This is a genomic window from Paenibacillus sp. ACRRY (assembly GCF_022346995.1).
GTDB lineage: Bacteria > Bacillota > Bacilli > Paenibacillales > Paenibacillaceae > Paenibacillus.
Genome location: NZ_JAKRNM010000004.1, coordinates 459886 through 475701, shown reverse-complemented (window position 1 = coordinate 475701; position 15816 = coordinate 459886). Strand labels below are relative to the sequence as shown.

The window sequence follows — 15816 nt, the reverse complement described above, 5'->3', positions numbered from 1 at the left end:
TGAATGGTCTACAAATAAAAACCACCCATTTTCGTGTTATATAACTTCACCTCTCTATAGCTTTAAGTGCTCAGTCTACTCAGGAACAGCTAACTAGAGAAGCAAAACATTAATATGTAAGCGTATACCAAAATAAAAATTTTAACTATTATTTAATCCCCTCTATAACACCTACACCTCATGTCAAAAAATATATACACAACTTATTTGTGCCGCTATAATAGGTCTAACCATTCTTTCTCGTTAAGATCAATTTATTGATGCGCAACGTTTCGTTTTAAACGTAGTGGCACATTATTGTCGTTCCTGATCATCATGCTCGAACCCGAGGTGAAACGGATGAAACATTTACTTCCAGATGTGATGTCCCTTCTGCGGACAGACCTGAATATTCTTAAAGATAGTGCGCACATGCCTGTTATTTCTTCGACCACTGCACTGCCTGAGGTCATTCCCTATTTTAGCGAAAGCCCTCACCTGTTGATCCAGGATGAAGGCTCCCCTATTGGATACATCGAAGTAACTGATGTTTTGCAATCCATGCTGCAAGCCTACCGTCTCATGGAGGCTTATTTTGAAACTACAATTGAAACGGCAGGTACAGCACTTACCCTGATTAATGAAGAAGCCACGGTGGCTTACTGGACAACGGATGCAGAGCGTGTTTTTTCCATTAACAAAGAAGAGATTATCGGACAGCCGGCAGCAGACTTCTTCCCGCCTGATCGGCTTCAATCGCTCAAGACGTTGTACACGGGCGACACGGTCTACCGCAAACAGCACCAGCCCCGTCCGGATCTGTTCGCTCTCATCAATGCACGTCCAGTCTTACTTGATGGACGTATCGTGGGTGCGGTAGCTGCCGAAGTCGATATAACAACTGAAATCCGCCTGCATCAGGAACTGTTACATATGACATCCAAAGTCCAGCACTTGGAGAAGGCCGTAGCGCGGCTGCGTCCGGATTCCGATCCATTCGCGAGGATCAAAGGCAGTAGTCCGGTCATTAAGCAGTGTCTCGAGACCATACGCAAGATTAGTACTACTTCAGCCACAGTGCTCATACTTGGTGAGAGTGGAACAGGCAAGGAGTTGTTTGCCAAAGCCATTCATGACCTGCGCGAGTCGCCATCCGCGCCTTTTATCGCCATCAACTGCGGTGCCATTCCTGCTTCATTGTTCGAAAGTGAATTGTTTGGTTATGAAAAAGGTGCATTTTCAGGTGCTGATCCCAAAGGAAAAAAGGGGAAAATTGAACTGGCCGAAGGCGGTACGCTCTTCCTGGATGAGATCGGCGAAATGCCTCTCGAATTGCAGGTAAAGCTGCTGCGCGTCCTTCAGGAAAAAAGCTACTTCCCCGTTGGCGGAACACGCATGAAACAGGCAAATTGCCGAATTATCGCGGCAACCAACCAGAATCTGATGGGCATGATTGCCAAGAATCAGTTTCGGGAAGATCTATACTATCGCCTGAATGTCATTAATCTCATCATCCCTCCTTTGCGCATGCGCAAGGAAGATATATATGAATTGACTCAGACGTTCCTTCAGGAGTTCTCCCTGACGTATAACCGTCACATTGAACTTGTTCCTCCCGAGGTATTCAAGCTGCTGTTCAGCTACGGATGGCCAGGCAACGTACGGGAGCTGCGTAATGTCATTGAACGGATTACCATTCTTACAACGGATGGTGAGGTTAAGCCGGAATATCTGCCGGAATCCCTCACCTCATTCATGCAGCCCAACTCCTCCACAGCGGATGAGACTTCCTTACTGCACCCCATGCCGGAACGACTCACGCTCTCTTCAACCCGTGAATCCCTGGACACCATTCCAAAAGGAAATGAGAGTGAGTCCTTCGAAGTCTCCCCTCTGTCTTATCAGGAAAGGCTGGATTCATATGAAGCGAAGCTCCTGCGTCAGTGTCTGATCTCGGCAGGTGGCAATAAACGCACACTCGCCAGGCAGCTAGGCATCTCCAGAGCCACGCTCTATAACCGAATGAAGAGGCTTGGTCTATGACCAGCCTCTTCTGTATTTCATGATCCGTATCCGGTTATAACACTCGCGCCAGCCGAATCAGTGCGGTTCGCAAATGACGGTAAAACGTGGCTCGGCTCATCGAGCAGGCCTGGGCTGCGGCGGTTGGATTACCCGCATGAGTCCAGTAGGCTGCGTAGAGGAGCATCTGATCCTGCTGGGAAATTCCATGAGTGCGGCCCTCCAGAAGATCCAGCACATGCATCTGCAGCTGCATTCCGTCTTTCACACCACTCACCCGCGCAGCATACGTATGTAGTTCACCTGGGGAGTGCAAATGCGCCAGCATTTTTCGCAAATCCGACTCAGACCACGGAATCCGCTCTATCCCTTCACTCGTCGCTTCATACGGCAACCTGCTCCCTTGTTTCTCGGGATTCAGCAACGACATTACCCATTCTCCAAATAAACCATTACGCAAATCCAGGTCCATTACATCAGCCTGATCCTCATATCGGTCACAGATACGTGTATGCGTTCTTCTCATCCGAAACCCGATGCTCTGTAAAAACAGCTTCAGATTCGGATTGGTTGCCACCAGCATGACTCTTGCTCCATCACCCAGAAGGGACAGCCTGTCCAGCGACATGTAGCCCACGAGCTCTTCGCGTCTGTATCCGGGTACGTTATCACGGGCAGCAGCCAGCACGGCAAAATGAGTATCCGTCTGATCTGGATCACACGCCAGTTCCTGTGGGCTAAAGCATTCTTCCATTTCCGCCGGGAAATATTTTAACAGCATTTCACTGCTCTCCCGGTGGACAAGTACGGTAATAAACATGGCAATAGGCTCGCCGTTCTGAGCACGCATCAGCACAATTCCTTCAGGATAACGCTGTGCCAGCTCATCCAAAAATGGGCGATAAGGCTCAGCCTGCCACGGCTCCACGCTGTATTCACACCATTCCTCCAATAAACTGTGCAGCAAGGGCAGGTCTCCTTCCCGCATGACCTCCAGCGGTGAAAAGAGGACCTCGGTGGATACATCCGCATATTTGCGATGCTGAAGCATGGATTCCTGACAGAGCAGGAGCATTCTCCGGGCAATCTGCCGCTGTTCATGCGGTCCGGCCTGTGCATGCAGAGGCACTAACAAGCCCGCGATACGTACCCGCATGGCTTGCAGCCGCTGCGGTTCGCGCTGACGAAAGTCCCGAAGCAGATGCACCCTGGCTAGGTCATGCAGCGCCAGGCCATCCGGAACGGATCGAATGAACGACATCCGCTTCAGCGCCAGGTATTCGCCGAGCGTCACTTCCGTTTGCAGAACCGAGGATAACAATTCCTGATTGGCGGTTTCGAGCAGTGTGAGCACCTCAATCATGGGATGCAGACTTGGAAGCGTCAATTCGAGCAATAAGCGAGCACTGATCATATAGGACAGCTCAGCCCACTCCGCAAGAGGTACGTTTCGCCGATGATCGGCAGCTTCCACCGCGAGGGCAAGTCCAAACGGATGCCCGTCCGTCATGCGTGCAATCGTGCCTGCCATGCTGATATTCACGAGTCCTGCACCAGCAATGTACTCCGATACTTCTTCATTCGTGAAATGCTGAAGCGGCATCTGCACCAGATTCTGCCTCAAGCGGGGATGCGTTCGCCATGCCGTAGCCGGTTCGGATCGTGAGGCCAAGATGATCAACACCCCGCTGGAGGAGAGTTTATTGACGAAAACCTCCATAAACCAACTTTCCAGCAAAGCAAGTTCTTCATAGTTATCCACCGCAATAACCAGTCTCTTGTGAACCGACGTCTCAGTCAGTCGGCTAAGTGGCCGGAGATGCCCCTCACTCCCCATCGTTTCCAGTCCCAATGTCGAGGACAGATACTCCAGAAAGACCGAGGGAGTTGAACCACAGGATCTGCCATCCATCCATATGGACGTAGCCCCCCGATTACGGGATACCGACAACATCTCCGAGAGCAGGGAGGATTTCCCGATCCCTCCCATTCCCGTTACCGAAAAAATGGTCAAAGGCGCTTCCGGATGGTCAAACCAGCGATCCAGAATCATTAATTCCTTGACTCGTCCTACAAAACGTTTGCCACGATCATAGTGTCTATCGCTTTGTACCTCACTACTGTTTCCCATTTGTGCCCTCCGTACTAGATACTGGTACTTTTATTCTAATATAAGCTATTCGCTTACAAATTTGAGACTATATTGAGACGCGCACTAACCTATGAAATGATAAAATCTTGAAGAAAGCCAAATTATGGATAGGTTCCGAACAGTATCATGCAAACGTTTAACACGGGATACATGCACTTCATATTCTATAATCTCTTACCATCACTCAAACATGTTTAACCGTTCCGTCTATCGAGCACACCAATCTAGTCGCATTTGCCTATACCAGATGCTGAAGTACATAAGCACTTACCGATCTCAAACTTCTTGCTTACCTTCCAAAACCATAATGACTCCAGGAAAGGCGGATTTGTGTGAGAAAAGAACTCGATATCTGTAATCTGAGCGGACAACTCGGAATCCAACATGAAAAGCTTGCTGATTGGTTGAAGGAACACGGATTTCTTTCCCATGAGGTTGAGACAGAGGGCCGCACTGATCGAACGTCGTCTCCGTACCGACTGGCTGCCCCCACATCATTATCACTTGCTCCCTCAACGGGTCAACCCAAACTCTTTCGCGGCAGGCGTTCCTTGTCTGGTCGTTCGATACTGCCACAGCTGCGTCCATCCCGCCGTATCGGCAAAAACTACTAAACCACACTCCGATGCTCCCCGTCATCAAGAACGATGAGTCTGTTCATCCTCCATCATCGCGTAAGCAAGCAGCGCCATTTCCAGGCATATTCTTCTCTCCTGGTCCATAAAACCAGGTCCCATCAGCTCTTCCAACTTCTCCAATCTGTTGTACAACGTCTGACGATGTATAAACAATTGGGCAGCAGCTTCACGCTTGCAACCAAAGTTCTTCAAGTAGGCATCAAGCGTCTCCACAAGCTGGAGATGATGTGTACGATCATATTCGATCAGCACACCAAGATGGTCTTCCACGAAGGGCTGAAGGAAAGATTGAGGCAGTGCCTTCAACATTTGATATATACCCATACGTTCATAAAAGTAGATATGTTCCATCCGATTCACTGAACGTGAAACTTCAATAACCTGATACGCCTCTTGAAGACTGTCCGGCATGCTGGTCAAGCGGTTGCGAATTTTGCCAAACCCGGCATGAATCGCAACCTGCTTCAGGTTGCGGCTTGCAAAGCGTTTTACATCTCCAACAATGCTTTCGAGGGACCTAACCAGCTTATCGGAGGTAGATGCAGCACTCTCTTCCTTGGCACAGCACAGGTAGACTTGGTTATTTTTCAGCATGATCAGGCTCGGCAGATTGTTCTTCTTCAGCAAGGATCTTAGCAAAACCAGAATATCCTGATGGTTCGCCTCCATCCGTTCACGTCCGGTCCCCCTCCGCTGATGTTCAATCTCCATCACTCCTCCTGCAAACCAGTACTGTCCCTTCACCAGCAGTCGAAGTCCCATCCGGGTCTGTGCTTGTTCTTCCTGATGGATATGACCATTCATCAAATCCTGAATTAATTCATTCTGATTGCGTACCATTTTCTCTTCAAGAAATTGGGAACGAAGCGTCAGTGCGGCTGCTGCCTTCGCCGTGTAATCAAGCAGCAATTTGAGATATTCCACCGGGGCAGAGGGATGCACCACCATGCCTACAGCGGAGAACACCTGACCAAAGCAGACCACCGGATGACACAGCAGCATATGCTGTTCATCAATGCGAAACCATAGTTCGGTATCCGAATCGTTCAGATCCAAATGCTCTACTTCCTGTTCATACCAGGTATAAATGGCCTGTTCCATCTCCGGGGGAAGACCCGGGACAAAGCTACCTGGCTCCATGGACGAAATATAGACAACCGGTTTGGCCGCATATTCATGAAGCAGATCGAGCACGGCAGACATGTCCGTGCTCTGCAATGTCCGCTGCTGCAGCTGACGGGAGTATGCCTCCAGACTCTTCAGCAGCTGGTGCTGATGATTAATGAGCAGAGCATGAATATCCTGCGTAATCTCAACAAACCTTACTGGCTGTTCGAATACAATGAGTGGAAACTGATGTCGATCTGCCAGTTCAATTAATTGTTCGGGGATGCCATGAATGCTGGTACCAAACTCCACACACAATCCCGCCGCTTCACTATGAATCAGTTGCAGCAGATATTCCTCACGCCCCTCTTCCGATTGAAGCCACAGCCCTGTGGATAAAATAAGATCATGGGGGCTGACAAACGGAGAGACATTGGTAATCTCCAACACATGAACCCATCCGACCTGACGGAATGTTCCCCCACTTCCTGCAACCAGACGCGCTCTGGCAAAGACAGGGCGTGCCAAAAGATCCTTTATCGTAAACACACGATCATTTCTCAATATCGATCCCTCGTAGTGTTATTTTTTCTTACATTATAATTCATGGACAAATGTCCTGAACAGCCCTTTTCGACATTATGTTGATTGAATCTCTTGAAACATAGACATTAAGTAAGGTGCAAAACGGTTGCTCAGGTCATAAACTTGTAGTATAAGTTGACAACCAATAAATGGACGAGGTGCATGGGCATGAGAATCGGTATCCCAAAAGAAATCAAAAACAATGAAAACCGTGTAGCCATAACCCCTGCCGGAACAGCTGATTTTGTCAGAGCGGGGCATCAAGTGATGATTGAGCAGGGCGCAGGATTGGGCAGCGGATTCACAGACAGCGAGTATGAGGCTGCCGGAGCAGTCATTCAGACTCAAGCCCAATCCGTTTGGTCGGAAGCCGACATGATTATCAAGGTCAAAGAACCTCTGGCGAGTGAATATAGCTATTTTCGTCCCGGACTGATTCTCTTCACTTATCTGCACTTGGCTGCAGAACCTGCATTGGCCCAAGCCCTCATTGAAAGCCGGGTGACTGCCATTGCGTATGAGACCCTGGAGGTTAACGGTGCCCTTCCCTTGCTGACGCCAATGAGCGAAGTTGCCGGACGGATGTCGGCTCAGATCGGAGCACAGCTGCTGGAGAAAACGGAAGGTGGCAAAGGCATTCTGTTATCTGGCGTGCCTGGCGTCAGCCGCGGCAAGGTGGCCATTATCGGAGGAGGCACCGTTGGCACCAACGCGGCAAAAATTTCCATTGGTCTCGGAGCGGACGTAACCATCCTCGACCTGAATCTGAATCGTCTGCGCCAGCTGGATAACATATTCGGCAACCAGATCCATACGCTGGTATCCAGCGCATCCAACATTGCAGCTGCGGTCGCTGAAGCGGATCTGCTGATCTGTGCGGTGCTGATTCCCGGCGCCAAGGCGCCCAAACTTGTCAGCGAGCAGATGGTCACGACCATGGCACCCGGCTCGGTCATTGTGGATGTCGCCATTGATCAGGGCGGAATTGTGGAGACCATTGATCATATTACGACCCACGATGAACCGACTTATGTGAAACATGGTGTCGTGCATTACGCGGTAGCGAACATGCCTGGCGCGGTGCCGCGCACATCCACGGTGGCGCTGACCAACGCCACCATGCCTTATGCGCTGCAGCTGGCCAACCATGGTGCAGCCTCCGCGATTCGCGGCAGTGCATCCATTCGCAGCGCGGTCAACGTGCTGAATGGACATATCACGTACGAGGCAGTGGCCCGGGATCTCGGGCATGCCTATGTTCCTGCAGGACAGGCGCTGGAGCATCCCGCCGCTGTCCAGTAATCTGTAGCTGATCGTTCCACCCGGCGCCTTACCTTACCGGCCTGTGGAACGAACAGAAGCGCCAGTCCGGGCATATGCTGTCCGGGCTGGCGCTTCTCGGTTTATTTTTGCATGAAATAAGTTCTACTAGGGTTATAAGTTCTGGCTTCTGGGGTATTCCAGTGGTTCAAACCGCCCGCTCGCTGCACACCTCGCGAAAATTGCAATCCCTGCACGCACGACGTGAAGGCATCGGAGTAAAGTATGACATGTCCTTCGGACGATTATGATACTCATCTGCCACGCAGGAACGCATCTCCTCGATGTATCTTCCCACATTATCTTCCACCTTCTGCAGCTCTTCTTCGGTTGGCGTAAACTCGCGATGCGTCCCGGTCAACAGGTATTCCACTCGCAGCTCAATCTGCTCCAGCGGCACCCGGTAATGGTCCCTGACATACGCGGCGTACAGCATGAGCTGATCCGTGAAATCATCCTCCTTGCCCGTCTTCCAGTCCACAATCACAATGTTGCCGTTGCTGCGACGATACAACAAGTCCATCTTCACGTATACTCGCGTATCATGCAGAATCATGGTGTCCCATTTCTCAATCTCCAAAATATCCGTACTCGCCCTGGACAGATCTTCCCAGGTAAGTGTCTGATACATATGGCTCACACACGCCGAAGCTCGCTCCTTAATCGTTGCAATTCGGTCATTCAGCGTGTCATCTCCGTAGTAGATCTCGGATAGCATCACACGGTTCTTCGGGTCGAGACGCCACTGATCCTGATCCATCGATTCCACATAGGCCTGATTAAGCAGCTTTCGCATCGTTTGTTCCAGAAAAGATTCACGAGGCTTGTCTTTGCCTTCCTCCCTGCTTCGGACTGCTGACTCACACATCCGGTGTGCGAGGTCACCAAAGACAAGATACAGATTGCTGAGCTGTTTCAATCGGTACAGACGGACCTGCATCTCATCAGCCGATTCTGTCTTCCAACCGTTATGAGCTCCGTAATAATGATAATAATATTTGCGCAGGCACTCATCGAACATGCTTGCCCGCGACTGCGAATACGACCACTGCGGGTATTGTGCCATAAGCTGTTCTGCCTTTCTGTATACCGGATCTGTATGAGATCCCTTGATGCTCACAGTATATAGGATGGGGTGAAAATGCTGCAAGCTGTCCTACTATTTTGTACTGAACGCAACCGTTTCCGATTCGAATCGTAACGTTTATATAGTATCATCACCAAAAGATGAAATGGCGAAGCAAAACGCATAATATACTCAATAAAGGACAGGATGTTGCAGTTATATAAGATGTATCTAAAAATTTACACGATTACGAAGAGGGCAGAATAAATCTGGAAAAGCGGAGCGTTCGCATTTATCACCGGATTTCTCCTTTTAAAAGGGATAGAAAAAATCTGGGGATAACAGCGATTGGAAGATTGTTCTGAACGCGGAGTAGACTTGTGTAATCTAATCGATTCATCTTATATGGAAAATCATGTACAGGCATATCCTAAAAGGAGGCACCACCCATGAATCGACCGGATTGGTTCCAGGCGGAAATGGCTTTGCAACAGATCCAGGTCATTGGCAGCGACCGGAATGAGCTGGTGAATATCATCGGCCATGCAGAAGGAATCCATTGCATCGGAACAGGTACGGATGCGGCTGTTTTTACGTATGACGGCTTGCCCCAATATGCCTTCAAAGTGTATTCGGATCACGCCCTGGAGAAACTGGAGAACGAGAAGCGGGTCTATGAACAGCTCCGTGGATTACCCTACTTCCCCACCTATTACGGCTGTGGCCGAAATATTCTGGTCATCAGTTATGAACCGGGAGATACATTGCTGGAGTGTCTGGAAAAAGGAATTCCGGTTCCCGAACAGGTGATGATCGATGTAGACGAAGCGCGGTCAGCTGTACGCAGCCGGGGCCTCAACCCACGGGATATTCACCTCAAAAATGTACTTCTTCAGAACGGACGCGCGAAGGTTCTGGATGTATCGGAGTACATTAAGGAAGGCAATGACAACCGGTGGGAACATCTCGTCTGGGCGTATCACAACATTTATCCACGAATCAAAGGCACGCCTATTTCCCCGCGTATGCTGCAAACGATCAAATGGGGCTACAATCAGCTGGACCAGGCCAACCTCAAGATGGACGACCTATCCAAGAAAGCAAATCGTCTGTTCGCCAGGTTTATGAAATAAAGCAGCAGGGGTTGATTACCTTCCCCGCCTCAGCGTATGAATAATCAAACCCGGATTATTGCCAGAGATGGCAGATGTCCGGGTTTTCTCGTTTCTGCAAGGTAGTTTAGTGGAGGCCAGCACTCTCCTTCTTCAACCGTCCTTCAGAAGGGGTCATTCCTTTATACTGTTTATACAGCTTCGTAAAATAATTGGCATTGTCGCACCCCACCCTGGCGGCAATCTCGGTTATGGTCAGATTGCTGCTTCGCAGCAGATGTTCGGCTTCGGTCATCCGGCATCCGTTCACGTATTCGACGAAGGTGCGGCCTGTCAATTTCTTGAACATTTTGCAAAAGTGATATGTATTCAGCCCCACCTGACTGGCCGCTTCGGTTACGGATATCTTCTCCGCCGCATTGGCTTCAATCTGCTCGATCAGTTGTTTGAACCGCTCGCGGTTCGGGAAATACGAACCTGTTGTTTTTCCCGGCAGCTGCTGGGGCATAAAGGTACGGGCCAGCATGGTAAACAGGGCGTGCAGCTTGGACTTGGCCACGAGCTGGTAGGCAGGTGGCTGCATAACCATCTCCTCAATTGCATCATGGATTAGGGAGTAGTAGTTCAGGCAGATTTTGTCCTGCTCCGCCGGCTTCACCGGAAAGCGAATCCGCCCCTCCAGATAGGGAGCCACGTACTGCAGATGCAGCGGATCATGTGTAAAGTCATGGAATAACGCCGCATTGACGACAACCGAATCATACTCCACATCCCCCTCTTCCAGAGCATAACCCACATGTAGCGTCCCTCCCGGAATAACCAGCACCTCGCCCGGCCCAGCCGTATAAGGCCTGCTGTCGATATGAAATACGGCGTGGCCCTTGCGCATGGCAATTAGCTCAAAGTGTTCATGCCAGTGCAAATACATGATACACTCCTCTGTTCTCATATCTGAGCAACGATTTTGAAACAGTTGAAATGGATGTGATTTATGGTCAATTCGGGTATTTTCGTGAAGCGCTTTCAGATCCAGCACGATCTCTTCCCCCTCCTCACAAAATCGGACTAATATTGCACAAGATTGTATAGAGCCATGCAGCAGATGCGCGGCTATAATGAGTGTGTCACGAAGTACTATAAGCCAATATTGGAGTGAAATACAACCATGAAAAATCAATTACGCATCGGTACCCTCGTGGGTGGAGCGGACGCTGTCCGCGTGATCCCTCAGATCATGAAACACGGTTTCGAGTCGTTCAATCTGACCTTTTGGCAAACCACGGGTGAACTGAATCTCGCCGAAACAGCCAAGCGTGTGCGCGAGCTGGTAGACGAACATGACATTAAAATCTCTGCACTCAGTGTTTTCGGCAACCCACTCACCGGGTCTGGAGACAATGCAGACACACTAGCGAGCTGGGAACGGGTCATTGATCATGCCCAGCTGTTCGGCGCAGACATCGTATCGGGTTTCACGGGACGACTAACGAATCAGCCCATTGACGAGTCCATCCCGCGGTTCAAGGAGGTCTTTGGGGAACTGGCACGCCGGGCGGCGGACCGTGGAGTACGAATTGCTTTTGAAAACTGTGATATGGGTGGAACTTGGCAAACGGGCGACTGGAATATTGCACATAATCCGACGGCTTGGGAAATGATGTTCAATGCTGTTCCGGAAGAAAACATCGGCCTGGAATGGGAGCCTTGCCATCAGATGTCCAGCCTCATCGATCCGATACCTCAGCTTCGCAAATGGGCGCACAAAGTATTCCACGTGCATGGCAAAGACGCAACCATTGCCTGGGATATCGTCAAGGAATATGGGGTTCATGGTCCGCATGAATATGTCTGGCATCGTACGCCCGGCTTCGGAGATACCAATTGGTCCGACATTATCACCATTCTGCGGCAAAACGGCTACCAGGGAACGATTGACATCGAAGGCTGGCATGATCCGGTATACAAAGATGAATTGGAAATGACAGGGCAGGTGCATGCTCTGCGCTATCTGAAACAATGCCGCGGCGGGGATTTTGTGCCCAATCCGGAATAAGGAGATGATCGAGTGAGTCAGCAACATCGAGTGCTTGTCGCCGGCTGCGGTGCCATGGCCAACACCTGGGTCGATTACGCCATGCAAAGAACGGACACGGAGATCGTAGGGCTTGTCGATCTGCAAGAACAAAATGCTATGGCCCTGGCTGCACGCCATGGTCTCTCCTGTCCTACATATACGGATATCGCTGAGGCCATCCAAGCTACAAAAGCCAACATCGTATTCGATGTCACGATACCTGCAAGTCATTATGGCATTGCCATGACAGCCTTGCAGCAAGGCTGCCATGTGTTTGGCGAAAAGCCGCTGGCAGAAACCTTCGCGGAGTGCGGGGATATCGTCCAGACTGCACGCAAAACCGGCCGCATCCAGGCCGTGATGCAGAATCGCCGCTTCGACCCTCGAATCCGCGCCTTTCGGGAGCTCATTGCCGGCGGCACCATTGGTAAGGTGGGTTATGCTGGGGCAGACTTCTTTCTCGGACCCCACTTTGGCGGATTCCGGGATATCATGGACAGTCCACTGCTGCTGGACATGGCGATTCATACATTTGATCAGGCCAGACTTATTCTTGGAGCCAATCCGGTATCCGTCTATTGCCACGAATTCAATCCTCCAGGCTCCTGGTACACAGGCAATGCCATGGCGCTATGTATCTTCGAAATGTCTGACGGCTCCGTATTCAATTACCGCGGGTCCTGGTGCGCAGAAGGTGCCCCAACCTCGTGGGAAGCGTCATGGCGTGTAACCGGGGTAAAAGGCACGGCCATCTGGGATGGACATGATGAGATTTATGCAGATGTCGTTGCTGCAGAGCACCTGGATGCAAGCGGCAAGCCTTCCTTCTTCCAGCCTTCAGAGCGAATCGAAGGACAGCTGCCTGTCATGGAGAAAAGTGGACATCACGGCTGCCTCGAAGACATGTTCGCCGCGCTGGAATCCGGGCGATTGCCCGAAACGGATTGCAGCGACAATCAATTTAGTATGGCGATGGTGCTCGCTTCCCTCGAGAGTGCCCGCACTGGACAGAAAGTGCTCATCGCTGATCTGATGCAAGCATAGCTTCATAAACAAACCAAGCCCAACCCGCATAGATTTGCGGGTTGGGCTTGCTTGGTCCTCTATAAAATTCCTTTTTGCATGGCTTTGTACACGAGCTGCGAGAACAGGCTGTTGGACCAGGCAAACCAAGGTCTTGTAAATGTATCGGGATCATCTGCATGAAAGCCTTCATGCATGAAGCCGGTCCCTGCATCCGTCTTTTCCAAAAGTTCTATCATCTCCAGCATTTCCTCGTCATTATCCGCGGTCAGTCCCTGCATGGACAGTGCCATATGCCAGATGTATCCCGGTGGGGTATGCGGGCTTCCGATCCCTTTGGCTGCTTGGCCCTCATAATAGAACGGATTCTCCTTACTCAAAATAAACCTGCGCGTATTCTGATACACGGTATCCTCGACGGGTGCATATTCCAAATACGGAATGGACATCAGTCCAGGCGTACCCGCATCATCCATCAGGCAATGATTGCCGTATCCGTCTGTTTCGTAGGCATAGATTCGTCCATAGACCGGATGATTGTATATGCCGTAGAGAGAAATTCCATGACGAATCTCCTCTTCAAGCCGTGCCATCTCACTAACCAGTTGTTCGTCCCGGAATACCCATTTGGCGATCTCCCCCATCTGGCGTAGGGTCACCGCAGCGAACATATTCGCGGGGATATTATAGTGGAAATCACAGGCATCGTCACTCGGACGGAAACCGGACCAGATCATTCCGGTATAGTTCACAGGCATTCCCATTCCCGCATTACGCATCGTATCATGGGGTGGACAATTGCGGCGCATAAACCGATATGGCGATTGCTCGGCGTGGTGCTGCTCCGTTTGCCAGAGATGGACTACACTCTCCATCACCCTTTTGAAGCGTTCATCAAAAATATCCGTCAATTCCGTCTCACGCCAGTACGCGTAGGCCAGCTTCATCGAGAAGCAAAGGGAATCCAGTTCAAATTTACGTTCCCATACCCATGGCGACATCTCTGTCTCATCATTGGCATCCCAGTGCCAGCCATTAGCTGTTTCGTTGAATGCATTGGCATACACATCAATGTCAGCGTAAAACATATGCCGCTTGATCAGTCCGCCGATCATCCGTTGTAATGCTTCATCGTCCTTCGCAAGTGGCACATAATGCATGACTTGCTCCACGGAATCACGCAGCCACATGGCTGGGATATCACCTGTAATGACAAACGTTGTCCCGTCATCAAGCAGTTTGGTCGTCGTCTCCAGCGTACTCGGGAAGCAGTTGCGGAACTGTGCGAGCAATCTCGGTCTGTGCTGCAGCTTCTTGTCCGCCTCCGCCAGAATATCTTGCACTGCCTGCGGCAACTCCAGATGCGGCATGGGAATCTTCGGTAATCTGAACTGTTCCATGGACGTAGTCTCCTTCGACATGAAGTGTGGTTTGATTGTTTGATGTCCTTTTAGGCACTTTTTATTATTGTTATTTTTGTTATCATAATATATAATAACGTTATTAAATGTAGTGTACTGTGACTTGGTAATGTCGTCAATTCGTAATTGCCACGAATTCACTTCAAATTAATATTCGTTTACATATGAAGGAGTCATGAACATGTCCCGCAAAGTATCCATTCAGACGCTGGCTGACCAGCTTGGATTATCGAAATATGCTGTTTCCCGTGCACTCAGTGGCAAGACAGGAGTCAGCGATTCTACCCGCGTCCGTGTGCTTGAACTCGCCAGAGCTCTGGGCTACCGCCAAAATACACCCGGAAGTACCGGTGTCTCCGCTGCTGTAGACCAATCGGAACCGCCATTCGCGCTCATCTGTATGAATCAGTTAAATCGCGGGGAGCCTCACTATTGGCAGCGGGTGTTGTCCGGCATGATCTCAGGCTGTAATGAACGGGGCTGGCATCATGCGATTGTATCTCCTTCGCTTGGTACCGGGGACGAACATACACCACCGGAACGGGCCATTGCTCCCCATCTGGACTGGGAACGATGTGCAGGCGTCATTGTCATGGGGGCCTTTCCTCATGCCGTTCTGCAGCGGTTAGCTCAGACAGGTCGTCCCATCGTGCTGGTGGATCATCAGGAACCGCTCCTGAACTGTGATACGATCAGCCATGATAATCTGGAGGCAGGCATCACCGTCGTGCGGTATCTACTGTCCCTGCAATCCCGCAGAATCGGGTTAATCACAGACGATGGCCGTGCGGCCAGCTTCGCACAGCGCAAGATCGGCATGGAACTGGCACTGAACCATTTTCATACAGACCAGGGTCACGCTGCCACATTCCGGGAATGGAATGTTCCTTATGAGCAAGGGGAATGGGTCGATCAGCTCGCTGCCAAAATCAAAAACATGCCGGAGCATGAGCGACCAGATGCCTGGATTGGCGTGAATGATGATATTGCTCTGCAATGGATGAACAAGCTGCAGGAGATGGGGATTTCCGCACCTCAAGACTGCCGCGTGATCGGCATTGATAATGTCCACTCTGCTGCAACGTCTTCCCCACCTTTGACGACAGTCAACCTGTGCAAGGAAGAGCTAGGACAGCGGGCCATTGAAGCTTTACAGAGACGAATTGAACGTCCGGGGACACCGAAAGAAACCGTCATGCTCGCCACTTCCCTTATTCCGCGGGAATCGGCTTAACTTGATATGCGTCCACCCCTTAACATCAGTACAATTTGTTGGATAGCAAAAAGGCCCCGCATGTTATTATGCGGGGCCTTACA

General features: G+C 50.5%; 12 protein-coding genes. 7 read left to right on the top strand and 5 right to left on the bottom strand.

What is annotated here, in order from left to right; genetic code table 11:
- The first annotated feature begins 339 nt into the window (after positions 1-339).
- Positions 340-2022, top strand: coding sequence for a sigma-54 interaction domain-containing protein (locus MH144_RS18080; RefSeq protein WP_239302662.1), 1683 nt, complete (start codon positions 340-342; stop codon positions 2020-2022).
- A gap of 34 nt (positions 2023-2056) precedes the next feature.
- Here MH144_RS18080 and MH144_RS18075 read toward each other — a convergent pair whose 3' ends face one another.
- Positions 2057-4132: an nSTAND1 domain-containing NTPase gene (locus MH144_RS18075; RefSeq protein ID WP_239302661.1), complete on the bottom strand. Its 2076-nt coding sequence runs from the start codon at positions 4130-4132 to the stop codon at positions 2057-2059.
- Positions 4133-4485: 353 nt separating this feature from the next.
- Here MH144_RS18075 and MH144_RS18070 point away from each other — a divergent pair, with 353 nt between their 5' ends.
- Positions 4486-4767, top strand: a complete 282-nt coding sequence (locus MH144_RS18070) for a hypothetical protein (protein WP_239302660.1) — start codon at positions 4486-4488, stop codon at positions 4765-4767.
- 24 nt (positions 4768-4791) lie between these two features.
- Here the strand turns inward: MH144_RS18070 and MH144_RS18065 are convergent, their stop codons facing one another.
- A complete protein-coding gene (locus MH144_RS18065) occupies positions 4792-6462 on the bottom strand; it encodes a PucR family transcriptional regulator (RefSeq protein WP_239302659.1) in 1671 nt (556 codons plus the stop codon).
- A gap of 189 nt (positions 6463-6651) precedes the next feature.
- Here MH144_RS18065 and ald point away from each other — a divergent pair, with 189 nt between their 5' ends.
- Positions 6652-7785 (top strand): alanine dehydrogenase, encoded by a 1134-nt coding sequence (ald, locus tag MH144_RS18060; RefSeq protein WP_239302658.1) that lies wholly within the window; start codon positions 6652-6654, stop codon positions 7783-7785.
- A 166-nt stretch (positions 7786-7951) separates the two neighbouring features.
- Here ald and MH144_RS18055 read toward each other — a convergent pair whose 3' ends face one another.
- Complete coding sequence (locus MH144_RS18055) at positions 7952-8869, bottom strand: PD-(D/E)XK nuclease family protein (RefSeq protein ID WP_095289115.1); 918 nt, start codon at positions 8867-8869, stop codon at positions 7952-7954.
- A 449-nt stretch (positions 8870-9318) separates the two neighbouring features.
- Between MH144_RS18055 and MH144_RS18050 the strand changes: the two genes are divergently transcribed.
- Positions 9319-10002, top strand: coding sequence for a serine/threonine-protein kinase (locus tag MH144_RS18050; RefSeq protein ID WP_095288876.1), 684 nt, complete (start codon positions 9319-9321; stop codon positions 10000-10002).
- Between the two features lie 106 nt (positions 10003-10108).
- Here the strand turns inward: MH144_RS18050 and MH144_RS18045 are convergent, their stop codons facing one another.
- Positions 10109-11017 (bottom strand): helix-turn-helix transcriptional regulator, encoded by a 909-nt coding sequence (locus tag MH144_RS18045; protein WP_239302656.1) that lies wholly within the window; start codon positions 11015-11017, stop codon positions 10109-10111.
- A 129-nt stretch (positions 11018-11146) separates the two neighbouring features.
- Here MH144_RS18045 and MH144_RS18040 point away from each other — a divergent pair, with 129 nt between their 5' ends.
- Together MH144_RS18040 and MH144_RS18035 are read left to right on the top strand one after the other, a co-directional pair.
- Complete coding sequence (locus MH144_RS18040; RefSeq protein WP_239302655.1) at positions 11147-12034, top strand: sugar phosphate isomerase/epimerase family protein; 888 nt, start codon at positions 11147-11149, stop codon at positions 12032-12034.
- Between the two features lie 12 nt (positions 12035-12046).
- On the top strand, positions 12047-13099 hold the full coding sequence (locus tag MH144_RS18035) for a Gfo/Idh/MocA family protein (RefSeq protein WP_239302654.1): 1053 nt from the start codon (positions 12047-12049) through the stop codon (positions 13097-13099).
- Positions 13100-13158: 59 nt separating this feature from the next.
- Here the strand turns inward: MH144_RS18035 and MH144_RS18030 are convergent, their stop codons facing one another.
- Positions 13159-14478, bottom strand: a complete 1320-nt coding sequence (locus MH144_RS18030; protein WP_239302653.1) for a glycoside hydrolase family 125 protein — start codon at positions 14476-14478, stop codon at positions 13159-13161.
- Between the two features lie 202 nt (positions 14479-14680).
- On the opposite strand from MH144_RS18030, the gene MH144_RS18025 reads away from it, so the two are divergent.
- Positions 14681-15733 carry a LacI family DNA-binding transcriptional regulator gene (locus MH144_RS18025; RefSeq protein WP_239302652.1) on the top strand — a complete coding sequence of 351 codons (1053 nt, stop codon included), beginning with the start codon at positions 14681-14683 and terminating at the stop codon, positions 15731-15733.
- Positions 15734-15816: the final 83 nt, after the last annotated feature.

Excerpts from the sequence above, each read along its gene's own strand:
- MH144_RS18080 (WP_239302662.1), top strand. The coding sequence starts at position 340 with ATGAAACATTTACTTCCAGATGTGATGTCCCTTCTGCGGACAGACCTG.
- MH144_RS18075 (WP_239302661.1), bottom strand. The coding sequence starts at position 4,132 with ATGGGAAACAGTAGTGAGGTACAAAGCGATAGACACTATGATCGTGGC.
- ald (WP_239302658.1), top strand. The coding sequence starts at position 6,652 with ATGAGAATCGGTATCCCAAAAGAAATCAAAAACAATGAAAACCGTGTA.
- MH144_RS18055 (WP_095289115.1), bottom strand. The coding sequence starts at position 8,869 with ATGGCACAATACCCGCAGTGGTCGTATTCGCAGTCGCGGGCAAGCATG.
- MH144_RS18050 (WP_095288876.1), top strand. The coding sequence starts at position 9,319 with ATGAATCGACCGGATTGGTTCCAGGCGGAAATGGCTTTGCAACAGATC.
- MH144_RS18040 (WP_239302655.1), top strand. The coding sequence starts at position 11,147 with ATGAAAAATCAATTACGCATCGGTACCCTCGTGGGTGGAGCGGACGCT.
- MH144_RS18030 (WP_239302653.1), bottom strand. The coding sequence starts at position 14,478 with ATGGAACAGTTCAGATTACCGAAGATTCCCATGCCGCATCTGGAGTTG.
- MH144_RS18025 (WP_239302652.1), top strand. The coding sequence starts at position 14,681 with ATGTCCCGCAAAGTATCCATTCAGACGCTGGCTGACCAGCTTGGATTA.